Below are 24583 nucleotides of genomic sequence, written 5' to 3'. Positions count from 1 at the left end.
ATTAATCCTATTATTATGCAATTAGATAGCAGTTTTTCAAAAGTATTTTCATTAGAGGGCAAAATTGGACTCATTACAGGTGGAGGTAGTGGAATAGGCTTTGATATAGCCAAATGTATGATTCAAGCTGGTGCAAAAATTGTCATTACTGGTAGAAGAGAAGATCCTCTTAAAGAAGCAGTCAATGAATTAGGTGCGAATGCTCATTACGTAGTAAATGATGTAACTGATTTAACAGCAACAGAGGGTCTTGTTGAAAAAATTGAGACAACGATAGGCCCTGTTGATATACTGGTAAATAATGCTGGAATAAATATGAAAAAACCAGCATTGGAAGTAACAAATGATGATTTCAATCGAATTATTCAAACCAATTTAACCTCTGTATTTGCCTTAACCAGAGCAGTAGCCTCAAAAATGATGAACCGTAAAAGTGGCTCAATTATTATGATTTCTTCCATGGCGGCTTACTATGGAATTGATAGAGTAGTTGCTTATGCCGCTTCAAAATCAGGGGTTGAAGGTATGGTAAAGGTATTAGCATCTGAGTTTTCACCCCATAATATACGTGTTAATGCCATTGCTCCAGGGTTTATTGAAACGAATATGATGAAAACAGCTATGAATAGCGACCCCGATAGAATGAATCGTGCACTAAGAAGAACACCAATGGGGCATTTTGGAAAACCATCAGATATTGGATGGGCTGCTGTATTTTTATCATCAGAATCTTCAGCTTATATTACAGGTGCCTCTTTACCTGTAGACGGGGGCAATTCGATTGGATTTTGAATAATTAATCGTAATGTTACTGCTCAGCAATAAAATTTAGTGTATTTACATACAAAAAATCCGATTATTTATTAATTTTACTAGGACTTTATGAAAATTCAACAAACTCTTTAAAATTAATACACTAAAAACAATGCCAAAAATACATACTTTACCCGTTCATTCGGGCGAAAGGGGCGATTTAACAGTTTTTGAGAATATATTACCTGGTTCACTAAAAAGGATTTTTTATATTACCAATGCTGATGGGGAAACCCGAGGTGGGCATAGACACATAAAAGCATGGCAAGCATTAATGTGCTTACAAGGGTCGTGCGAAATATACGTGGAAACACCAGATAAAAAAATGGTATTCGCCCTTGATGAGCCTAACAAAGTTCTAGTACTTGAACCTCAAGATTGGCATACACTCGAAAACTTTACAGATAACGCTATTGTTTTGGTAGTTTCTAATGAGAATTATGACCCAACTGATTATATTTATCCAAGTTATTCAGAAGCACAAGATATTGAAATTCAAAATTTTATAAATAACACAAAAAAGGATTGAATATTCAATCCTTTTTCTTATAAACGTCGTCACTCACTTCATTTTGCTTTAAATTCAAATAATCTATCTTCATTTTTTCAGTAATACCATTTTCTATATCTAAGTTTGGTAAATTGTTTTTTATTTTATTTAGCCCTTCATCTGTTATTTTAGTGTTCCAAATATAAAGCTTCTTAAGATTTTTCATTTGGATAATACTGTTCAAACCTGCATCAGAAACACCCGTTCCAACAAGATTCAAATATTCTAATTTCGGAAGTTTTTGAATATTGGTTAGAATTTTATCTGTAACTTTAGTATTAAATAGATTGAGTCTTGTGGTATTTGTCATTTTCTCAATAACAGCACCAGCATTGTCAGTAATTTTGGTATTCGAAAGTTTTAGCCAGATTGTTTGTTTTTCTGCTCCTAGTATTGATTGAATATTTTCATCATTGAGATTTTTATTATTTACAAAGCTAATTTCAACATAATTTTTATTTTGAGAAATAGGTAAAACCAGACCACCGCTTTCCTTAATTTTTTGAATTAACGATTCATTAATTGTTGTGATTGGTTCATTTAAAATCTTTTCTTCAAGGATAAAACCAGTTTGATTATTTCTTGCATTTCGTTTATTTTCATCAGAAAAAAGAAAACCTAAACCTGAAAGGGATTGATTAATTTCATTACCAATCTCAAATTCTACAAATTTTTTATCAAATGATGCACCTTCTTGAATCCACCATCTCAATAAATTAAGTTCATCTTCGGTAATTTGTGGTTTTCCTTTAGGAGGCATATGTTCATCGTTTGACTCGGGAAGTAGAATCCTTTTAATAAATTCGCTCCCTTCAGCATCATTCGCTTTAAAAATTTCTCCATGTTTCCCTCCTTTTTTAAAAAAGGAAACCTCATCCATTCTTAAATTCCCCTTCATTTTTGAGGCATTATGACATTGTTCACACTTTTGTTTAAATATTGGTTTGATAATGTCTTTATAAACAATTACCGTATTTTTATCGAGATTTTTAGTTGAATTTGATAATGCAACACTACTTTCATTATTTTTCTTATTAAAAGGTAATTTTTCTGTTAAATAATCTTCTCCATGAGTCAGATTACCTCCATGATGACCAGTAATTATCATCATTAATGTTGTAAGAAGTAGTAATACATCATAAATCCTTTTAGAAAATGGTATTCTTATTTCTGAATAATCTAATTTTAAACAAAACATTAATAAGTTTAAAACTGAAAATACTATTCCTTGATTTTGATGTTCTACCAATATTTCTTCATTATATCCACCTTCCAACGATAAAAAATAGCCAAGAATACATGAAGAAATTGCACTGAGTGTTGAACAAAATATAATTACTTGAATTACTTTTTTATGTACTTCTAAATAATTGTACCTATTTAATGTTTCAATCACTACCAAAATTGAAAAAAAACCAATTGGTAAATGAACCATTAATGGATGAAAACGTCCAATAAATGTAAACCAGTCTGAAATTGAGATAATAACCATTGAAGGATGTAATTTATAACAAAAATAAGCTCTTTACTTAATAAAAAAGCCAAAATACAGTTGTACTTTGGCTTTTTTGATTATTAGCAATTCAAAGGATTAATATCCAGGATTTTGTTTTAAAGTAGGCTTTCCATCTTTTTGGCTATTTAAAATTTCATCATTTGGCAATGGGAAATAAGCATTCTTAGATGTAAAGGTTTTCCCTTGTAAATAAACACGCTTGTTATAAGTTCTTCCAGATAAATCTTTGCCATCAATTGATTCTTCTGCAAGGTATTTATTCAAGTATTTTTCAGCAATACCCCAACGTACCAAATCAAAGAAGCGATGTCCTTCCATGGCAAATTCTAAGCGGTTTTCCATACGAACAGCATTTCTTGCAAAATCAGCACCTTTCTCTGCAAAAGTTCCTTTTGGATATGGATTAACTACATAGTTAACTGATGGGTCTTGAACAGAACCAGTTTTTGCACGCAAACGAATCATATTTACATAATCTTCAGCTGCTTGTAAGTTTCCAAGTTCAGTTTCACATTCTGCTAACCAAAGTATTACTGATGAAAGTTTCAATAAACGATAGTTATTATTTACGTTACGCTTAGAAGTTGAGTGTGTTGAACTTCCTTCATCCGCAAGATAATACATCCATTTTTTACCAATGTATGGTCCTGAATAGTTTTGGTTACGAATCCAAGAATAACCAGGCATCGGACCCCAATCTAAAAAGTTAACTCCACGACGACCAACCGTCCAATCAAGACGAGGGTCAACTGGTACTGACTTGTCAAGGTTGAAAGCTTGGTCAGATTTTAAGCCTTGGTCATTTGGTAAATCAACTTTATTATAAGTGTCGGAAGTACCATCGGGTGTAGAACCAATCATTGGGAGACCATCAGCAGTTTTGAATGCATTCACGAGGTTTTGCGATGGTAAATAAAAACCACAACATCCTCTACCAGGTGCATTAGCAGAATAAGGCCAGTTAAGGTTATCACCTGCATTACCATTGTTCCCGTTTGTACCATCATTCACTGAGAATTCGACTTCAAAAATTGACTCGGCGTTGTTATTTGTAATATTACGGTAATTATCATGGTAATTTGGCATTAATCTTTTACCAGAATTTTTATATACGTCTTCTAACAATACTTTAGCAGCTGCCCATTTCTTTTGAAAAATTAATGCTTTTGCTAAATATGTCTTTGCAGCCCATTTAGTTGCACGTCCCTTTTGAGATTGTGTTGCTGGTAAATTATCAGCAGCAAACTGAAAATCAGCCTCAATTTTTGACCAAATATCTTGGTCATTAGGGATTTTAGTTGAATTCGGGTCTGCTGGATTGTATGTTTTATCATCAATATACGGAACCATATTCCACATTTTCTTAGCCTCAAAATGGTAATGACCACGTAAAAAGCGAGCTTCAGCAATCACTTGATTCTTTTCAGCATCGGTCATATCCTTTACATCTGGATTTGATACGAGTTGAATAGCATCATTTGAGCGAGCAACACCATCATAAGAATGTTGCCATTTACCTAAAAAATAAGTATTATCTGATAACCAGTTAAACTGTTCAATATATTCTTGTTCTGGTTGGTCACCAATATCAGTACCTTTTACTGCATCACCACTAGTAATACCACCAAATACATAGTTTGAAATAGTTGATTGACGACCAGTATTACCTGCACCAACTCCATCAAGTAGGGAGTATGCACCAATCAAAACGGCATTTACGCCATTTTTATTCGTAAGAGAAGCCAATGAGGCCGCTCCTTGCGGTTGAATATCAAAGAATGATTCTGAACAAGAGAAGCTTATTCCAATCAATCCAATTATAAAAAGTTTTTTCATTGTAATTTTTCTTTTAATATTTTATCAATTAGAATCCAATTCTTACACCAACATTATAAGATTTTGCAACAGGGAATGCACCTTCGTCAATACCCATGTGAATATCTTGGTTGTCAGTACCTGAGTTTCTTAAGTTAATATCTGGGTCAAGACCTTTGTATTTTGTAAATGTAAATAGGTTTTGTCCTTGAATATAAATTTGAGCAGAACTTAACTTGATTTTTTGAATCAGGGCTGCAGGGAATGAATATGTTAATTGAATATTCTTGATTCTCATGTATGAACCATCTTCAACAAAATAGCTTGAAATTTGCTGACTTGTACCATCTTGAGAATTTAAACGTGGTAATAACGCATTATCACCTGGTTTTTTCCAAGAGTTGTAAAGCATATCTTTAGAGCGGTTTCCTTGGAAAGTATTGAAATCAGTCCAGAATTTTTGATAATTAAAGATATCATTTCCTTGTGACCCTTGTGCAAAAATTGCTAAATCCCAGTTTTTATAACCTAAGTTGATATTAAAACCATATGTAAAATCAGGATGCGGATTACCAATGATTGTTTTATCAGCTGCTGTAATTACACCGTCGCCGTTGATATCTCTAAACTTGAATACACCTGCACGAGTATAAGAACCAAATTTCGGAGCCGCTGCGGCTTCTGCATCATCTTTGATTACACCATCAATGATATAACCATAGAAGCTTGAAATTGGTAAGCCTGCTTTAGTTACAGAAATTGCTGGAAGACGTGTAGTAAATCCAAAAATGGTAGCATTAGGGTCATTATTAAGTTTTACAACATTGTTTTTGTAATGACTAATCATACCACTTACGCTATAACGAAGTTGACCAATTTTATCACGATAAGTTAAATTAATGTCAATACCTTTGTTACTTACCTCTCCAATATTTACATAAGGAATTGTTGCAGAACCACCAGTTCTTGGAATTGGCACTTGCGTAAGCATGTTAGAAGTTAATCTGCTATAAATATCTAAAACGAACTCTAACTTACTCTTCAACATTGTTGCATCAATACCAAAGTTTGTCGATGTATTAGTCTCCCAACGACCATTCGGATTACCGAACTGAGTTAAATCGAAACCATTAGCAATTGAGTTTCCAGAACCAGAAATGTCATAAGCATTGTTATTAGGGTCTGGCGTGTAAAGAGTATAACCATTGTAAACGTTTGGAATTAACTGATTACCTGTTTTACCCCAACCTGCTCTGATTTTCATATCATCCAAGAATGTAAGTTTTTTCATAAAATCAAACTCAGTCATACGAAGACCCACTGAAAATGCTGGGAATACACCATAACGGTATGCAGGAGAGAAACGAGAAGAACCATCGCGACGAAGAGTAACGTCAGCTAGTAAGAAATCTTTGTAGCTATAGTTTACTTTTCCGAACTGAGAGAACAAAGCAGTAAGTGTAGCACCAGAACCTGAGTTTGATAAACCTGCTGCAGCACCTAGGTTCAAATAACGATAAGATAAATCATCAAATGCGAAGTTACTTCTTGCAGCACTAAAACCAAAGGCATAAGTTTGAACTGCCTCTGTACCAGCCAAGAAATTTAAGTTATGATTACCAAATGTTTTACTGTAGTTTAAAGTATTGAACCAAGTAATTGCACGGTCGAGGTTATTTGAAACTGTTAAACTATTGGCATTTCTAGCTTCGGCTGCTTCGATATCTCTATTTAAATATTGAGAGAAATTATAATTATTAAACTCAACTCCTAGACTACTTCTAAATTTCAAGTTTTTAATAATTTCTAATTCTGCGAATATATTTCCGAAGATGTGTGTTCCTTTGATTATGTTATCTTTTTCACGCCATTGTCTAGCAAATGGATTAGGAGCATTACCTAAGTTAGAACCACGGCTACCTGCAAATCCATTCAAATCAGAGGTATTTGTACCACCCAATGCTTTTGGACCTCCTGTAATATCATAAACAGGAATAATTGGTTGAATACGAATTGCAAATGAGATTGGGTTACTTTCATTTTGATTTCCAGATGGAACACCCACTCTCTCATCATAAGATACTGTAAAGTTTTCACCAAAAGTTAAACGGTTCTTTGTAAATTCTGTATTCGCACGAACTGAGTAACGCTTGTATGACGTGTATTGTAAGATACCATCTTGGTCAAAATAATTACCAGAAATTGAATACTTACCATTTTTTGAACCACCAGTTGCACCTAATTGATAATTTTGAATTTTAGCTGGTCCAAAAATTACGTGTTGCCAATCAGTACCCTCTTTATTAGCTTTAGTAATATTGAAAGCCGTCTTACCTAAATTTGGGTCATTGATATCATTAGTATACGTGTAATTTGCAGGTAATGCACCAAATACGTTCGGATAAATGTAATCGGCAACAGTGATTTGTCCATCTGGTGTAAACTTGTACTGTGCAGATGGTGAAGTTCCAGCTGGACGACCCGCACCAATTTCAGACTGATAATAAAGTTGACCTAACTCTTGTGTGTTTAATAAATCAAGTGTTTTCCCAACTCTTTGAGTACCAGTGTACATATCAAAGGTAATTTTTGGTTCACCTGCTGAGCCTCTTTTTGTTGTGATAATTACAACACCATTGGCTGCACGAGCACCATAGATAGAAGCAGCAGAGGCATCTTTCAATACCTGCATTGTTTCAATATCATTTGGATTAATTTGATTTAATGTTCCTTGAGTTGGAGTACCATCAATTATGTATAAAGGACTATTATTATTGATAGAACCAAAACCACGTACACGAACCATGGTTCCTCCACCCGGTGAGTTGTCGTTACCCACGGTAACCCCAGCAGCACGACCTTGTAGCATTTGCGTAACACTTGCTGCAGGTAAGGCTGTTAACTCCTTAGCACCTACAACTGTTACTGCACCAGTAATGTCTTTTTTACGTTGTGTAGCGTAACCAGTTACAACAACTTCACTGAGTGCTTTTGCATCTGACTGAAGCACAACTTCAATAATTGAACGATTTCCAACAGCCTCTTCAACTGATAAATATCCAATTGATGAAAAAACAAGCGTAGAACCTGCCGGTACATCTAGTGTATATGCTCCATTGGCATCGGTTGAAGTTCCTTTGTTAGTTCCTTTTACTTGAACTGTTGCACCAGGAACTCCTGCTCCACTTTCGCCATCTGCAACCTTACCAGTGATTTTTCTCTGTGCAAAAACTGCTGAAGTAGTGAAAAATAGTAAAAGCATGATAGCCCTTACCCTGATTGGAATAGGGTATAGTTGTTTCATAAAATAATAAAAAGATTAGGTTTGAAAAATGTTTAAATTCAAATATAAAGTATAAAATTTTCAATTTCTAACTATTTATTAAAAAAAATTAATAGTTAATATTTTCATAATAGAAACCATTGATTTTAAAAACATTTAATAAAGAAAATTTAAAACAATAATAAAATTGCATGTACAATTAAAATAAAAAGAGGCTACGTGATTTACGTAACCTCCTAAACGAAAGTAAATATTTCAAATTAATATTTTGCTGATTGATTTGGCTTTGGAAGCGATTTTTTTATGAATTCTCGTATATCCTCATTAGCCGTTGCCAAATCCTCTCTACGTAAATACATCATGTGCCCACTTCTATAACCTTTCCACGACATACGTTCTTTTAATTTACCACTCGGGTCCATTTGCCACATATTATATTTAGCATTAAAATAATCGCAAGCACCATCATAATATCCAGATTGCACCATTACATGTAAATAAGGATTTTGTGCCATTGCTTGACGAAGGTTTTCACCAGTATTGTCTCCACTCCTATCCCATGGGCTTACAGGGCCAAACATATAATACTTTAAGTCTGTTTTGTAATTCAAGTCATTTCTCAAATAAATATTTATTGCAGGGGTAAAAGAATGAAGCCAAGAAGTTAGTTCTGAATTAAAGTCTGGTTTTTCGCCAGCATCTTTTTTATCAATCCCCTTATATCTTGAATCAAGTCGCCCTACAGTAAAACCTTTATCTCTTAACAATTCTTTCCAAAAGAAATCAAGTGGAATATCGAAATTTTGTTGAAGAATAACTTTTTCTGACAAGCCAGAATATTTTGCCATTTTGGTAGCAATTTCTTTACGTTTAGTATCTTCTAAGAATCCTCCTCTACTTATGGCTGGTAATAATTCATTAATTGTAAAATTCTCTACTTCTGGAAGCATTTCTACTAAGTCTTTTTTCTGCAATTCTGGGCTCAAGGCTTTATGATACCAAGCCGTAGCGGCGAAATAAGGTAATTTTAAAGCTGCACCCGACGCATTTCCACGTTCGATTCCAAGTGTGGTTGGAGAAACTAAAATTACTCCATTCAAATACATCCACTGGCTATTTTGTAATTGTAATGCTAAACCTGATACACGTGTTGTACCATAACTTTCTCCAATTAAATATTTTGGTGAAGCCCAACGATTAGTTCTTGTCACAAAAGTATTTATCCAATCTGCTAAATATTTTATATCGGCGTTAACTCCAAAAAATTTAGAATTAGGTACTTCTTTACTTGTAGGTCTTGAATAACCTGTATTTACTGGATTTACAAAAACAATGTCGGCAATATCAAGAATTGAGTAGGGATTTTCTTTGATTCCATAAGGTTGTAAAGGATAGCCTTCATCATCGATATTTAAAAGATGCGGTCCAGTATAAGCAATATGCATCCAAACAGAAGCAGAACCTGGGCCTCCATTAAAAGAAATCACCAATGGACGACTCGCTCTATCTTTTACATCTGAGCGTTCATAATACGTATAAAATAAGCCTGCGATTGCCTTTCCATCTTCATCAAAAACAGGCATTGTACCCGTTTGAGCTTGAAAAGGGACTTTTTGGCCTTTTATGGTTGTTACATGTTCTGTCGTAACAAACGAATCTGGATTAAAAGGAATTGTTAATGAAGAAGCCTTCTCTTCTTTTGATGGAGCAGGCGTTTGTACGCTTGCAGCAGGTTTGGGTTGGGCCCAAGCGAGAGTGCCTACTAATAATAAAGGAATAAATTTGAATTTCATTTAAAACGATTGTTTATTGATTGTAAGTATATAAAATTAGTTTAGATTTTAATTCCCCATTCTTTATTCATCGTTCGGCCTAATAGCAGGTTAGCTTCTTTATCGTCAATAAAGACTTCTTTTTGAGGGTTCCATTTCAACGAACGATTAAGGCGATAGGCAATATTACCAATATTACAAACAGTTGCTGTACGATGTCCTATTTCAACGTCACAAATGGGTTTATTTCTACTTCTCATTGAATCTAAGAAATCTTTGTAGTGATTTTCTGATTTATAAACATGTTTTTCATTTTCACCAATAACCTTATCTTTTAATGAGGCAGGGGAAGTTTCAAGTTTTCTTCGCTGTACTTTTATTTCACCTTCAGTTCCAATAAAATGAATGGCATTATTCCATTCCCATTTTTCATGAGTCATGGTTATACCATTTTCATATTTAAAGGTCAAATATTGAATATCTTTTCCATTTGGGGCGAATACTTCTACAGGACCGCTATCATCCATACCCAATGACCACTGGACAATATCAAACATGTGAGCACCCCAGTCAGTAACCATTCCTCCTCCAAATTCACGATAAAGACGCCAATTGGGAAAAACATCTTTTGAAGTAGGCGGAGCTAATTCTGAATTAAAAACAACAGGTAAATTTGGCCCAAGCCATGCTTTCCAGTTTAAGCCTTCTGGAATTCTCTCTTCAGCTAAATTGTATGCAACCGGAGGAGCTCCGACATTTACTTTAATTGATTTAACCTCACCAATATATCCATTCCTAATCAATTCAGCGGTTTGTCTAAATTCAGGCCAAGAACGTTGCATACTACCGGTTTGAAAAACTCTTTTATATTTCCGAGCAGCATTTACCATTGCTCTACCTTCTTTTACTGTTAAAGAAAGAGGTTTTTCACAATATATATCTTTTCCAGCTTGTGCGGCTCTCACTGCCATGGCTGCGTGCCAATGGTCTGGAGCGGCAATTACTACTGCATCTATATCTTTTCTTTCTAACAACTCTGTAAAATTTTCATAAACTGGAATTTCACCTAATTGGCCTAATTGTGTATTTTTTTCGTAGTGAGCTTTAATTCTATCAAGAGTAAGCTTGGCTTTTGCTTGATAAACTTCACATATAGCCGAAATTCTCACTTCATTAGTACTAAGAAACGATGTTGTCAGTCCACGACCTTGCTTTCCTGTGCCAATAAAGCCAAGCGAAATGATGTCGCTTGGAGCAAGATATTTTTTCCCACTTGGGCTTTGCCCACCAAGAACATGACGTGGAACAATCATAACGCCACCAAAGAACAGTGAGGCTTTATTAATGAAATCTCTACGGTTAAGATGAGTTTTATTGGAATTCATAATTATATAGGGTTGAAATAATTTGAGATGTAAATGTATCAATTTCTTCAAATTAAAGAAAAAATGTACTAAGTTAATATTTAGTCAATAATTCAGAATTGGCTGAATGTTTTCAACCTAATTGAATTTATTTTATTTTTGCCAAATGAATGAAAATATAAACCCGTGGAAAATACTTGACTCAGAAGTTAGGTATGAAAATAATTGGATACAAGTTGTCCATCAAAATGTAATAAATCCAAGTGGAGGAAAGGGAATTTATGGGGTTGTCAATTTCAAGAATATCGCTGTTGGAGTCGTGCCAATTGATAAAGAAGGATATACGTGGTTAGTAGGACAGTACCGTTTCCCATTAAATGAATATTCTTGGGAAATTCCCGAAGGAGGCTGCCCAGATGGAGAAGAGGTACTTGAAACGGCCAAAAGAGAATTAAAAGAAGAAACTGGCCTAATTGCTCAAAAATGGCAATTGATATCAAAATTGCATACATCTAATTCTGTTTGCAATGAAGTTGCTTACATTTTTTTGGCAGAAGATTTGACTCAGTCAGAAAGCCAACCCGAAGATACGGAACAATTACAAGTTAAAAAGGTATTATTAAAAGAGGCACTCGAAATGGTTTTATCCGATGAAATAACCGATTCGATGAGTGTAGCTGGCATCTTAAAAGTAGCACGTTTAAAGGGACTGTAATATGTTAGAAGCAATAGTTTTTGGTTTTGTAACGGGGGTAGTTTTAAGTTTTGGCTTTGGAAGCGTATTTTTTGCATTGATTCAAGATAGTATTCAATATGGCTACAAAGCTGGTGTTAAAATTTCACTGGGAGTAGTATTTGGCGATATCATCATGGTTGCCATCGCATTTTTGGGAACTTCATTTCTACCAAATATCCCAAATTTTGGATTATATTCAAGAATATTTGGTTCAGTTCTCCTGATAAGTTTAGGATTTGTACAATTTAGAAAACCCAAAGCTCCATCAAAAATGCAAGAATTTAAGTTGGCTAGATTCTTTTATTTTTTTGGCAAAGGTTTTTTATTAAATGTTGTAAATCCCGTTAATTTTATTTCTTGGATGCTGGTTTCTGCAACATTGAAAGGTTACAAATATGATTCACTTGATGAATTTTTGTTTTTTAGCACCTGTATTTTAATGATTTTCGTAGTGGAATCTGCATTTGCAATTTTTGCAGACAGAATCAAAACGAAATTAAACGATAATACAATTTTGTATATCAAATATATTTCAGGGCTTGTCTTTATTAGTGTGGGACTCAAAATGATTTACGATGCCTACAAAATCATAGTAGCATAAAATAAAAAGGGTGGTTAAATTAACCACCCTTTTTATTGAAAAATTATTATTTCCCTTTCATTTTATTTTCTGAATTCTGATTCATTGCAATCATCTGCTTCATAGTTTTATCAAAACCATCTGCCGAACCATCCATAAAAATAACGTTTCCTTTACCATCTTGTGCCACTTGGCGAATGGTTTCTGTCCAAAGAGAAAACAAAATAATCGATGGATCCAAATGAGCCTTTTCCATTTCAGCAGCTGCAACCGCCATACCTTTTGCAATTTCTTCACGGAATTGAGCCAATCCCTGTCCACGTAATCTTGCAGCTTCCCTTTCTGCTTCTGCCGAAATTCTAATAGCATTTCCATCAGCTTCTGCACCTTTTGTTTTCGTAATCAATAAAGCTTGTCCTTCATTTTCCGCTGCAGCTTTCAAGTTGTTTGAAGCCACCACACGGGCCATTGATTTTACGATTTCTTCATCAAAAGTTATATCATTTATTTGCAAATCTATCAAATGATAGCCCCAGTCGCTTAAAACATGGTCTAAATTAGCTTTGACATCAACTACAATTTCGTTTCTTAAACCCAAAATTTCAGCTTGTTTTTTGGTAGCAACAAAACTACGAATTGAACCTTCAATTGAACGAACCAAAGCTTGCATAAAGTTTGATTGGTCAATAAATTTAAAAGCTACGTTTTTGATACTTTCTTCAGAATTATCTTTGACAGTATAAAGCAACATTGCTTTAAAATAAACATTTGCTTGGTCGTTTGTTATTGCTTGAAATTGTAATTCGGCCGAACGATTCTGAATTGAAATAACCCTAAAGACATATTCAATAAACGGAATCTTAAAATTCAAACCAGGTGTCATAATTCGACTATACTTACCAAAAACAGTAATTACAGCTACATTACCTTGTTGAACAACCACAACTGATAAATAAAGTATCACTACTACAAAAACAATAAAAATAATTGCTCCCATTTTTTTACGATTTTAGTTAGAAATTTTGATTCAAATGTAAATTGAAAGTAGCAACCTAATCTAAAATCTTGACAAATGGTAAATTCTTAGGACTTTTTTGTAAAAAATATATTTATAAGTTAAAAATTACTTCAAATTACCCATTCCTCCATCTACGTGCAATATTTGACCTGTAATCCAGCTGCCATCATTCGATAGTAGAAGTTTAGCAACTGCGGCAATATCATTACTTGTGCCTACCCTACCCAGCGGATGCCTTTTGTTTGAAGCATCAATTTTTTCGGGTGAAGAAAGTAACATCTTTGCTAAAGGCGTATCTGTCAATGAAGGAGCAATGGCATTAAATCGAATTTTTGAAGATGAATATTCGGCAGCTAAAGAGCGTGTAAGCCCTTCGATGGCTCCTTTTGAAGTGGCCACCGAAGCATGAAAACCCATACCTGTTTGTACCGCTACTGTACTAAATAATACTACCGATGCATTTCCTGACGATTTTAATCTACTGATATTTGCTTGAATTACACTTATTGCTCCCAATACATTAATTTGAAAATCTTTTTGAAAATCCTCGATAGTAAGTCTGTTGAAAGGCTTCAAATTGATTGTACCCGGACAATATACTAAACCGTCTAAAGTACTTGGTAAGTTATTGAAGACCTCATTGATTGGTGCTGAAGCATCCCAATTAAAATGCGAAGTTGAAATTGAAGGTTGTGTTCTTGAAGCAGTAAATACATTTGCTCCATTTGAAAGAAGTGTTTCAGCAATCGACAAGCCTATGCCCGAACTTGCACCAACTATTAAGTAATTTTTTCCTTGAAAAGACATTTGTTCGATGATTTGTTATTTATAAATTTAACCATCGAACAAATGAATTGTTTTGAAATTATATCGAAAGAACCTTTAAAAATTCGCTTCGTTTTTCTTCATTTCTAAAAGCACCATCATAAAAGGTTGTAATTGTAGAACTTGTTTGGTCTTTTACTCCTCTTGAAGATACACATTGGTGGTCGGCATCAACGTAAACAGCTACATCATCAGTCATAAGTGCTCTTTTTAGAGCATTTCCAATTTGTATTGTCATTCGTTCTTGTACTTGGGGTCTTCGAGCAAAATGATTGACAATTCGATGAAGTTTGGATAAGCCAATTACTTTACCACCTGATATATAAGCAATATGTACTTTACCCACAATTGGTACAAAGTGGTGCTCGCAACATGAATAGAACTGAATATTCTTTTCAACCAACATTTCACTATAATTATATTCATTAGTGAAAAGTGTCATGGCTGGTTCATTTTCGGGATTTAGGCCAGAAAACAATTCTTTTACATACATTTTAGCAACACGGCGTGGTGTACCTCTTAGACTCTCATCTTGTAAATCAAGACCAAGTGTAAGCATAATTTCCTTGAAATGCTTTTCAATAATCTCAATTTTTTCATCATCGTTCAAATCAAAAGCATCTTCACGAAGAGGAGTTTCTAATTTCGTAAACGGATGGTCGTTGTCTTCGAATAATAATTCGTTCACTAAGTTATTTTCTTTAAATTGGATATTCGACATAGTTTCTTTCAGTTTCAAAAAGTGTAATTTTTAAATCATAATCAGCCGAGATTTTTTCTCTCAAGATATCATAAATCACAATAGCGATATTTTCAGCTGAAGGATTTAATTCACGAAACTCCTCAACATCAAGATTTAAGTTCTTGTGGTCAAATTTCTCTAAAACATTTTCTTTTATCAAATCACTTAAGATTTTCAAATCAAAAACATATCCTGTCTTTGGGTCAACCTCGCCCGACAGTCTAACAATCAGGTCATAATTATGCCCATGATAATTCGGATTGTTACATTTTCCAAAAATTCGAGCATTGTCTTCATCACTCCACATTGGATTGTGTAAGCGATGTGCAGCATTGAAGTGCTCTTTACGAATCACTGCAACCCTTTTCCTTTGATATTCCAAAATTCGTGCGTAATAATGAGTTAAATTAATCAAACCAACAGTCATTGCAAAGTTTGTGCACAACACTCATTGGCCTTAGAACGGTGGTGAATTCGTTCAATGAAACAGTTTCAGAATATTAACAAGTGACTTTTTCAAATTGTTCAAGAAATTTTCAAAAAAAATATATAACTTGATTTTTACCAAAAATACAATTAAAATATTTTTATTCATTAAAATCTAATTTTAAAATTTTATTTTTCATAAAAAGGTAATCAATAAAAAAATATTTTTATATTTGAACAAATTATTCTCAAACCTATTCAAAACCATCTTCAAACCAACCTAAAATGAATCGTCGTAACTTTATTTCTACGGGATTGGCGGCATCAAGCATTCCTTTTATTGCTAAAAAAAATAATCTAAAAGAAGATAAGAAAGTTAGATTAGGCTTTATTGGCGTTGGCTTACGCGGGCGTACGCATCTCCAACAAGCACTATATCGTTCTGATATTGAGATTCCTGCAATTTGTGATATTGACCCAAACTCTATTGCCGAAGCTAACAAAATATTCCAAAAGTTTGGAAAAAAAATTCCGGTTGCCTACATGAAAGGAGAAAGAGATTTCGAAAATTATGTAAAGCGTGAAGACCTTGATGGAATCGTAATAGCTACGCCTTGGGAATGGCACGTTCCGATGGCTGTTGCAGCAATGAAAGCAGGAAAATACGCTGGTGTTGAAGTATCTGCTACAGTTACTCTACAAGAATCATGGGATTTAGTTGATACATTCGAAAAAACTGGTTCTCACTGCATGATTTTAGAAAATGTTTGCTACCGTAGAGACATCATGTCAGTATTAAATATGGTTCGCAAAAACATGTTTGGTGAAATGATTTACGGTCATTGTGGGTATCAACATGATTTACGTTTTGTAAAATTGAATGATGGAAAATCGGCATACGGCAAAGGCGTAGAGTTTGGTGAAAAAGGCTTTAGTGAAGCAAGATGGAGAACTCAACATTCGGTTGATAGAAATGGTGATCTCTATCCGACTCACGGACTCGGACCAGTTGCTCATTGGATGGATATAAATCGTGGGAATAAATTTGAATATCTTACCTCAACCGCTACTAAATCTCGAGGTTTACATAATTATATAGTTGAAAATGGAGGCGAAAATCACCCAAATGCCAAAGTAAAATTTAAGTTGGGTGATATAGTAACCACAACAATCCAATGTGCCAATGGCGAAAATATCGTAATTATTCACGATACAAGTAGTCCACGTCCATATTCATTAGGCTTTAGAGCTCAAGGAACAAAAGGAATTTGGATGAATGATGGTAATACGATTTATTTAGAAGGAATTTCTAAAAAACATGATACTTGGGAGCCATTTGCAGATTACCAAAAAGAATATGACCACCCATTATGGAAACGCTTTGAGCAAGACGCTGTCAACGCTGGGCACGGTGGAATGGATTTCTTTGTTTTAAGAGCATTTATAGAATCTGTAAAAAATAAAGTTGCTCCACCAATTGATGTTTATGATGCTGCGGCTTGGAGTGCTATTAGCCCATTATCAGAATTATCAATTGCTAGAGGCAGTTCTCCAGTTGAAATTCCAGACTTTACAAGAGGAAAATGGAAAACTAACAAAAGAATATTCGGCTTAGACGATAATTATTGATAAAAGAAGCTGTAGTGAAAACTAAATCACTACAGCTTTTTAATTACCAAAAATCTAAACTTAATTTTATGCAAGAAAATAAAAATTACACTGGCCCACTCATCATTATTGGTTTACTCTTTTTTGTATTTGGATTTGTAACATGGGTAAATGGAACACTTATTTCATTTTTTAAAAGTGCTTTTGGTCTGAGTAATGCTAATTCATATTTGGTAACATTTGCCTTCTTCATTTCATACACTGTCATGGCCATTCCTTCCTCTTTTGTATTGAAAAAGGTAGGATTCAAAAAAGGAATGTCAGTTGGTTTAGCCATCATGGCAGTTGGAACATTTATTTTTATACCAGCTGCCAAAAGTGAATCTTATCCATTATTTTTAGTTGGATTATTTACCATCGGAATTGGCCTAACCTTACTTCAAACGGCATCTAATCCTTACGCTACAATTTTAGGCCCTCGTGAAAGTGCAGCACAAAGAATTAGCATTTTAGGAATTGCAAATAAAACAGCGGGAATTATTAGCCAAAAAATCTTTGGTGGAATTTTGCTTGCAGGAAGTGTTGCGGGAGCTGCTCTTTCCAGTAAAGAACAACTAGCAAAGGTAATTACTCCATACTTAATTCTTACAGCAGTTTTGGTTGCATTATCAGTACTCATATTATTGACAAAAGGTTTACCAGAAGTAAGTGAGGAACAAGAATCTAATGAGGAAAATTCAAGTAATACGACTAAAACCAGCGTGTTTGAATTTCCAAACTTAGTCTTAGGACTTATTGCTCTTTTTTGTTATGTTGGTGTAGAAGTAATTGCAGGAGATACAATCATTAGTTATGGTATTTCACTAGGCTTTTCAAGTGAAGAAGCAAGTCAATTTGGAACCTATACCCTATGGTGTATGATGATTGGCTATATTTTGGGAATCGTTTTAATACCAAAATTTGTATCACAACAAACTTGGCTAAAACTTTCCTCAATATTTGGTATAATCATTACTATATTTGCGTTGGTAACCTCAGGCTTCACGTCTGTTCTTTGCATAGCAATTTTAGGTTTGGCAAACGCTATAATGTGGCCAGCAATTTGGCCATTAGCTATTGATGGACTTGGTAAATTCACTAAAACAGGTTCAGCATGGCTAATCATGATGATTGCGGGTGGAGCAATTTTACCACTCGTTTATGGAACCATGGTTGATTACCTCCATAGTGCTCAAAATGCGTATGCAGTTTTGATTCCACTTTATGCGTTTGTTTTATATTTTGCTATGCTAGGTTACAAGAAGAAATCTTGGTAATCGCATCATCAATTTATAAAACCAAATAAAAAGTGCAACAAACATTCATCATTTCAGCAGTACGTACACCAATTGGAAGCTTTGGTGGTTCGTTATCTAGCGTAAGTGCTCCTCAATTAGGAGCAACCGCAATAAAGGCAGCAGTAGAAAAAGCTGGCATAGCTCCAAATCAGGTTGAAGAAGTCTTATTTGGAAATGTATGTCAGGCAAATGTGGGGCAAGCACCTGCCAGACAAGCGACTTTAGGTGCAGGTTTAAGCAATAAAACCAATGTTACCACTATAAACAAAGTTTGTGCATCTGGTATGAAGTCAGTTATGTTTGGTAGTCAATCTATCGAACTAGGGCAAAACGATATTGTTGTCGCAGGTGGTATGGAAAGTATGTCTCAAATTCCATTCTACTTAGCTAAAGCACGTTATGGATACGGTTACGGAAATGGCGAATTAATAGATGGATTAGCTAAGGATGGCCTGACCAATGTTTATGACAACAAAGCAATGGGTTGTTTTGCCGATGCTACCGCAACCAGCTTTGAAATTACACGTGAAGAACAAGATGCTTTTGCGATTCAATCTTACAAACGTTCAGCTTCTGCGTCGGTAAACGGTAATTTTACAAATGAAATTGTCCCTGTTGAGGTAGTTGATAGAAAAGGCAATGTAAAAGTAATTGCAGAGGATGAAGAATATAAAAATGTGAATTTTGATAAAATTCCAACGCTCCGACCTGTTTTTACTAAAGATGGAACTGTCACAGCAGCCAATGCTTCTACCATTAACGATGGTGCAGCGGCCTTAGTTTTAGCCTCAAGTAATGCAGTTGAACAAAATAATCTAAAACCAATTGCTAAAATTATTGCTTATGCTGATGGTGAACATGAACCAGAATGGTTTACTACGGCACCAATTATTGCGGCAGAAAAAGCATTAAAAAGAGCAGGACTAACTATCAATGATATAGATTTCTTTGAAGTAAACGAAGCATTTGCCGTAGTACCAATGGCGTTTGCCAAGCATTTTGGAATTGACCATGCCAAATTAAATATTTATGGTGGAGCTGTTTCTTTAGGCCACCCACTTGGTTGTTCAGGTGCAAGAATCATTACTACATTGGTAAATGTTTTGGCACAAAACAACGGTAAATATGGTATGGCTGCGATTTGTAATGGCGGTGGTGGAGCTAGTGCCATTATTATCGAAAAAATTTGATATTTATAAACAAAATTTAAACCTTGCAGAATATTTAATTTCTGTAAGGTTTTTCTATTAAAATGAAGGTAAATTCAGATTCCAATAGTACGTTATTAAAGTTTTTTGGTCCAAATCAAAATTTAGTACAAGCAAGTTCACCTGGCAGAATGGATGTGATTGGTGGAATTGCTGATTATTCCGGCTCTTTGGTTTTACAAAAATCTATTGCTCAAAAAGCAACAGTAACGATTACCATAAGGAATTACAATCAACTACACATAAAGACTTTAAATCTAAATTCTAAAAATGAGCTTTACATCGACCTGGATGAGCTTCCTACTGATTATGAGTCGGCAAAGTCATACCTAAAAAATATTGAAGGTGGAGATTGGGCTTCTTACATAATCGGTTGTTATCTAGTTCTTTGCAATGAGAAAAAAATCAAACTTGGAGGACTTGATATTTTAGTTCAATCAGATGTACCCGTTGGCAAAGGAGTATCTTCCTCGGCAGCATTGGAGGTAGCAACTTTAAAAGCATTAACAGAACTATATAAAATTGAACTTGTTGGAACTGAACTTCCAAGATTTGCTCAAATGGCCGAAAACCTTGTTGTTGGTGCACCATGTGGGTTAATGGACCAATTAGCTTCTTATTTTGGAAATACAAACAATTTACTTCCAATTTTGTGTCAACCTGATGTCCTTCATGAATTGGTTGAAATCCCAGAAAATTTACATTTCTTCGGCATTGATAGTGGCGTAAAACATGCAGTAAGCGGAGCCTCTTATGGTGAAGTTCGAACTGCCGCCTTTATGGGATATTCAATTATCGCCCAAAAGTTAGGTATTACCAAAAAACAATTAGAAACTTCTAACTCCAAAGAATTACCATTTAATGGTTTTTTGAGTAATATAAGTCCATCAAAGTTTGAATCAGACTTTGCCCGAAGCCTAAATTCAATGTATGGTAAAGATTTTATACATGACTTTGGCGTAGTTACAGATAAACTATCTGTGATAAAACCAGATTCGTTCTATAATATCAAAGCATGCACTAAGCATCCTATCTATGAAAATTATCGTGTAAATTCATTCAAACAATTATTAAAATCGTTGTCTGAAGCTAATTACGAAGAAATATTACCAATTTTAGGAGAGTTGATGTATCAAGCTCATGAGAGCTATAATAATTGTGGTTTAGGCAATGAAATGACTGATAAAATTGTTTCAATGGCTCGAAATTATGGACCTGAAAATGGTATTTATGGTGCGAAAATAACTGGTGGTGGCAGTGGTGGAACTGTTTGTTTAATGGCTTACGGACCAAAAGGTTTAAATTCTGCCAAACAACTTTTCGCTGAATACAAAAAAATATCATCTCAAGAAAACTTAGTTTTTTTTGAGTAAATCAAATTAGGAAACGTACATTAAAATAAACATTAAAGTTTTGTAAATTTTAGTGTTCCTTTAGATAAAACGCTAATTTTCATTACTTTTGAGCAAGCTAAACTAATATAAACTATAATGAAAAAAATCCTAACCACGGCCTTGTGTATTTCATATGGCCTTACATTTGGGCAATCAGCCCTTAAACCAAAAATTAATTCTGGAGCAGATGCGATTGAGAAGAAAGTAATTGCGTGGCGAAGAGATTTCCACCAAAACCCTGAATTAGGTAATATGGAAACTCGAACTGCTAAAATTGTAGCAGAGCATCTTCGTTCTTTAGGCATTGAAGTACAAGAAAACGTTGCAGTAACTGGTGTTGTAGGTATTTTAAAAGGCGGTAAGCCGGGACCAGTAGTAGCTTTACGTGCTGATATGGATGGACTTCCTGTTACAGAAAGAGTTGATATCCCTTTTAAATCTACTGTAAATACGGTTTACAATGGTCAAAAGACTGGTGTTATGCATGCTTGTGGACATGATTCACATGTAGCCATTCTTATGGGTGTAGCTGAGGTTTTATCTTCAATGAAGAGCGATCTTTCAGGTACCGTGAAATTTTTATTTCAACCAGCTGAAGAAGGAGTTTATGACCCAAAACTATTAAAAAATGGTAAATCAGGTGCAGAATTGATGGTAATGGAGGGTGTAATGGAAAACCCGAAAGTAGATGCTGTTTTTGGCTTACACATCAGTTCGGTTACTGAAGTAGGAACAATTGGTTACCGTCCGGGTGCTACCATGGCCGCTGTTGACCAATTGGGTATTAAAATACTAGGTAAACAAACTCACGGTGCCAATCCATGGTCTGGAATCGACCCTATCGTAACAGCCTCTCAAATAGTTATGGGTTTACAAACAATTGTTAGCCGCAATGTAAATATCACAGAAAACCCTGCTATTGTTACTGTTGGAGCAATTCATGGTGGAATTCGTCAAAATATCATTTCTGAAAACCTTGATATGATAGGTACAATCAGAACTTTTGGTACAGAACAACGTGACTTAGTACATCGCAGAATCAAAGAAATTGCTACAAATATTGCTGAAAGTGCAGGTGCAAAAGCAGATGTGACGATTGATACAGGTTATCCTGTTACTTATAATGACCCTGCATTAACTGAAAAAATGATTGGTTCAATTGAAGCAGTTGCTGGAAAAGAGAATGTTAAGGTTCAACCAGTACAAACTGGGGCAGAAGATTTTAGTTTCTTTCAACAAAAAGTACCTGGATTTTTCTTTTTCTTAGGTGGCAAACCAAAAGGCAGTACAACGCCAGCTCCTCATCATACTCCAGATTTTTATATTGATGAATCTGGTTTTACATTAGGTGTAAAATCATTAGCACATCTAACTGTTGATTACATGGATATGAATGCTCCAAAAAATAATCAGACTCCAGTTAAAAAAGCTAAAAAGTAATTTTAATACACCCTCCTCAAATTTTGGGGAGGTTTTTTTTTAATGTAGTATGAGTGCTGAAATAATTGAACTTTATCCTGGGAATTTAGACGAAAGAAAATTGATTCGAGTAGTAGAATGCCTAAAAAATGGTGGAATTATTATATACCCTACTGATACGGTATATTCAATGGGATGCGATATTTTTAATACAAAAGCCGTTGAAAAATTAAGTAAAATTAAAGGTATTAAGCTGCAACACAATAATTTTTCAATTGTTTGTCATGATTTAAGTAATATTTCAACCTATGCGAAAGTTTCAAATAATACTTTTAGATTATTAAAAAGAGCTCTTCCCGGCCCATTTACCTTCATCCTACCTGCTACCAGCGATTTACCCAAAACGCTTCAAACTAAGCGAAAAACAATTGGAATAAGAATTCCTGACCATGAAATTCCATTAAAAATTATTGAAATGTTGGGAAATCCAATCATCACAACCTCAGTAAAAGATGACATTGATGATATACAGGAATATCCTAATGAAATTGAAGTCATTTATTCGCAAAATGCTGATAAGGTAGATATGATAATTGATGGAGGATGGTGTGGCCTTGAACCATCAACAGTAGTTTTAGCAGTAGATGATGATTTTGAAGTAATACGTGAAGGTGTAGGAGATTTAAGTGAATTTCTCTAAAATTGAATTCATGGTCTAACATACAAAACCATGAATTCAAAAATGATTTTAATGAACAACAAACTCTTCAACTTCTTCAACCTCAACCAACATTTTATCATTTATAGAAGTAAGTTTCACTTGTTTAGTTTCATTGATTAGCATGGGGTCATATTTGGCAGTAACTCTAACATAATTTTCTGTCCAGCCATGCATTTGTCCATCTTCAATATCTTCTTCAAATAAGACAGAAAACGATTTACCTAATTGCCCTTCATAGAAAAATCTTTTCTTTTTGTCTGACAATATATGCAGCATTTTCGAACGCTCAGCTCTTTTTCCTTGTGGCACACTTGGTTTTATTGATAATGCGTGTGTCTTAGGTCTTTCTGAATAAGTAAATACGTGTAAATAACTTATATTCAATTCATTCAAAAAGTTATAAGTTTCCAAGAAAAGTTCTTCAGTTTCACCTGGATGCCCAACAATTACATCAACACCAATACAACAATCTGGCATTAATTCTTTGATTTTATTTACTCGTTCAACATAGAGTTCTCTTTTGTATCTACGTTTCATATGACTTAAAACCTTATTTGAACCAGATTGTAATGGAATATGAAAATGAGGTACAAATCGTTTAGATTTAGACACAAATTCAATAATTTCATCGGTCAATAAATTAGGTTCTATACTTGAAATTCGGAATCGTTCAATTCCTTCAACTTCATCTAATTCTTTAATCAAATCAAAGAAAGTTTCAACTCTTACACCATTTTGAAGCCCAAAATCACCGATATTTACACCTGTTAAAACAATTTCTTTGACTCCACTTTCGGCAATTTCTTTGGCTGCTTTCACTACATTAGCAATAGAATCCGAACGACTTTTGCCTCTTGCCAATGGAATAGTGCAATATGAGCAAGGGTAGTCACAACCATCTTGAACTTTAAGAAATGTTCTTGTACGGTCATTTAATGAATAAGACGTATGATAATCTATTGCCTCTTCAATATTTGAATTAAAAACAATCGCTTTATCATTTGACTGTTTGGGGGATTTCACAAAATCTCCCAACAAATCTACTAATCTAAACTTTTCTGCTGCTCCTAAAACAGCATCTACCCCTTCGATTTCTGAAATTTCTTGAGGTTTTAATTGAGCATAACACCCAATAATAGCCACATATCCATCAGGATTGATTCTGTTAGCTTCTTTAACAATTTTTTTGCATTTCTTGTCAGCATTTTCGGTTACCGAACAAGTATTTATAATGAAAATATCAGGTTTTTCATTGAATTCAACTTTCTGATAACCACGACCTTCAAACATACGTCCAATCGTTGAGGTTTCAGAATAATTTAATTTACAACCCAATGTATAAAAAGCTACTTTCTTCATATTTTCGATAATTAAGGAAGTCTCCGCTTGAAGCGAAGACCTCCTTTTCCCATTAAAACTACAAAGTTAGCTAAAAAACAGTTCGTTTTCAGTAGAA

General features: G+C 34.4%; 20 protein-coding genes. 10 read left to right on the top strand and 10 right to left on the bottom strand.

Annotated elements, in window-relative coordinates:
• Window positions 1-15 precede the first annotated feature (15 nt).
• The gene (locus EMTOL_RS18985) at window positions 16-792 is read left to right on the top strand and encodes an SDR family NAD(P)-dependent oxidoreductase (RefSeq protein ID WP_015030949.1); all 777 of its coding nucleotides are present in this window, start codon (window positions 16-18) and stop codon (window positions 790-792) included.
• 133 nt (window positions 793-925) lie between these two features.
• Entirely contained in the window at window positions 926-1342 is a 417-nt protein-coding gene (locus EMTOL_RS18980; protein ID WP_015030948.1) for a sugar 3,4-ketoisomerase, read from the top strand.
• 4 nt (window positions 1343-1346) lie between these two features.
• Here the strand turns inward: EMTOL_RS18980 and EMTOL_RS18975 are convergent, their stop codons facing one another.
• The 5 genes from EMTOL_RS18975 to EMTOL_RS18955 form a co-directional block, all read right to left on the bottom strand.
• Window positions 1347-2855 (bottom strand): c-type cytochrome domain-containing protein, encoded by a 1509-nt coding sequence (locus tag EMTOL_RS18975; RefSeq protein ID WP_015030947.1) that lies wholly within the window; start codon window positions 2853-2855, stop codon window positions 1347-1349.
• 99 nt (window positions 2856-2954) lie between these two features.
• The gene (locus EMTOL_RS18970) at window positions 2955-4715 is read right to left on the bottom strand and encodes a RagB/SusD family nutrient uptake outer membrane protein (protein ID WP_015030946.1); all 1761 of its coding nucleotides are present in this window, start codon (window positions 4713-4715) and stop codon (window positions 2955-2957) included.
• Window positions 4716-4743: 28 nt separating this feature from the next.
• Window positions 4744-7998, bottom strand: a complete 3255-nt coding sequence (locus EMTOL_RS18965; protein WP_015030945.1) for a SusC/RagA family TonB-linked outer membrane protein — start codon at window positions 7996-7998, stop codon at window positions 4744-4746.
• A gap of 239 nt (window positions 7999-8237) precedes the next feature.
• Window positions 8238-9770: a S10 family peptidase gene (locus EMTOL_RS18960; RefSeq protein WP_015030944.1), complete on the bottom strand. Its 1533-nt coding sequence runs from the start codon at window positions 9768-9770 to the stop codon at window positions 8238-8240.
• 41 nt (window positions 9771-9811) lie between these two features.
• Complete coding sequence (locus tag EMTOL_RS18955; protein WP_041693678.1) at window positions 9812-11134, bottom strand: Gfo/Idh/MocA family protein; 1323 nt, start codon at window positions 11132-11134, stop codon at window positions 9812-9814.
• Between the two features lie 145 nt (window positions 11135-11279).
• On the opposite strand from EMTOL_RS18955, the gene EMTOL_RS18950 reads away from it, so the two are divergent.
• Complete coding sequence (locus EMTOL_RS18950) at window positions 11280-11828, top strand: NUDIX domain-containing protein (protein ID WP_015030942.1); 549 nt, start codon at window positions 11280-11282, stop codon at window positions 11826-11828.
• A gap of 1 nt (window position 11829) precedes the next feature.
• The gene (locus EMTOL_RS18945; protein ID WP_015030941.1) at window positions 11830-12450 is read left to right on the top strand and encodes a LysE family translocator; all 621 of its coding nucleotides are present in this window, start codon (window positions 11830-11832) and stop codon (window positions 12448-12450) included.
• 46 nt (window positions 12451-12496) lie between these two features.
• Here the strand turns inward: EMTOL_RS18945 and EMTOL_RS18940 are convergent, their stop codons facing one another.
• The 4 genes from EMTOL_RS18940 to EMTOL_RS18925 all read right to left on the bottom strand — a co-directional run bounded on the left by EMTOL_RS18940 (window position 12497) and on the right by EMTOL_RS18925 (window position 15441).
• Window positions 12497-13426: an SPFH domain-containing protein gene (locus EMTOL_RS18940; protein ID WP_015030940.1), complete on the bottom strand. Its 930-nt coding sequence runs from the start codon at window positions 13424-13426 to the stop codon at window positions 12497-12499.
• A 126-nt stretch (window positions 13427-13552) separates the two neighbouring features.
• Window positions 13553-14254, bottom strand: a complete 702-nt coding sequence (locus tag EMTOL_RS18935) for an SDR family NAD(P)-dependent oxidoreductase (protein WP_015030939.1) — start codon at window positions 14252-14254, stop codon at window positions 13553-13555.
• Between the two features lie 58 nt (window positions 14255-14312).
• A complete protein-coding gene (folE, locus tag EMTOL_RS18930) occupies window positions 14313-14993 on the bottom strand; it encodes a GTP cyclohydrolase I FolE (protein ID WP_015030938.1) in 681 nt (226 codons plus the stop codon).
• Complete coding sequence (locus EMTOL_RS18925; RefSeq protein WP_015030937.1) at window positions 14974-15441, bottom strand: 6-pyruvoyl trahydropterin synthase family protein; 468 nt, start codon at window positions 15439-15441, stop codon at window positions 14974-14976. The genes folE and EMTOL_RS18925 overlap by 20 nt, the downstream gene beginning before the upstream one ends.
• Window positions 15442-15725: 284 nt before the next feature.
• On the opposite strand from EMTOL_RS18925, the gene EMTOL_RS18920 reads away from it, so the two are divergent.
• The 6 genes from EMTOL_RS18920 (at window position 15726) to EMTOL_RS18895 (ending at window position 23106) form a co-directional block, all read left to right on the top strand.
• A complete protein-coding gene (locus tag EMTOL_RS18920; RefSeq protein ID WP_015030936.1) occupies window positions 15726-17069 on the top strand; it encodes a Gfo/Idh/MocA family protein in 1344 nt (447 codons plus the stop codon).
• A gap of 68 nt (window positions 17070-17137) precedes the next feature.
• Window positions 17138-18364 (top strand): sugar MFS transporter, encoded by a 1227-nt coding sequence (locus EMTOL_RS18915; protein ID WP_015030935.1) that lies wholly within the window; start codon window positions 17138-17140, stop codon window positions 18362-18364.
• A gap of 32 nt (window positions 18365-18396) precedes the next feature.
• On the top strand, window positions 18397-19575 hold the full coding sequence (locus EMTOL_RS18910; protein WP_015030934.1) for a thiolase family protein: 1179 nt from the start codon (window positions 18397-18399) through the stop codon (window positions 19573-19575).
• Window positions 19576-19637: 62 nt separating this feature from the next.
• Window positions 19638-20966 carry a galactokinase gene (locus EMTOL_RS18905; RefSeq protein WP_015030933.1) on the top strand — a complete coding sequence of 443 codons (1329 nt, stop codon included), beginning with the start codon at window positions 19638-19640 and terminating at the stop codon, window positions 20964-20966.
• A gap of 117 nt (window positions 20967-21083) precedes the next feature.
• Window positions 21084-22427, top strand: a complete 1344-nt coding sequence (locus EMTOL_RS18900) for an amidohydrolase (RefSeq protein ID WP_015030932.1) — start codon at window positions 21084-21086, stop codon at window positions 22425-22427.
• Between the two features lie 49 nt (window positions 22428-22476).
• Window positions 22477-23106, top strand: coding sequence for an L-threonylcarbamoyladenylate synthase (locus EMTOL_RS18895; RefSeq protein WP_015030931.1), 630 nt, complete (start codon window positions 22477-22479; stop codon window positions 23104-23106).
• A gap of 48 nt (window positions 23107-23154) precedes the next feature.
• Here EMTOL_RS18895 and mtaB read toward each other — a convergent pair whose 3' ends face one another.
• Entirely contained in the window at window positions 23155-24486 is a 1332-nt protein-coding gene (gene mtaB, locus EMTOL_RS18890) for a tRNA (N(6)-L-threonylcarbamoyladenosine(37)-C(2))-methylthiotransferase MtaB (RefSeq protein WP_015030930.1), read from the bottom strand.
• Between the last annotated feature and the right edge of the window lie 97 nt (window positions 24487-24583).

The organism is Emticicia oligotrophica DSM 17448, from assembly GCF_000263195.1.
Taxonomy (GTDB): domain Bacteria; phylum Bacteroidota; class Bacteroidia; order Cytophagales; family Spirosomataceae; genus Emticicia; species Emticicia oligotrophica.
This window is presented reverse-complemented; position numbering and strand designations above follow the sequence as displayed.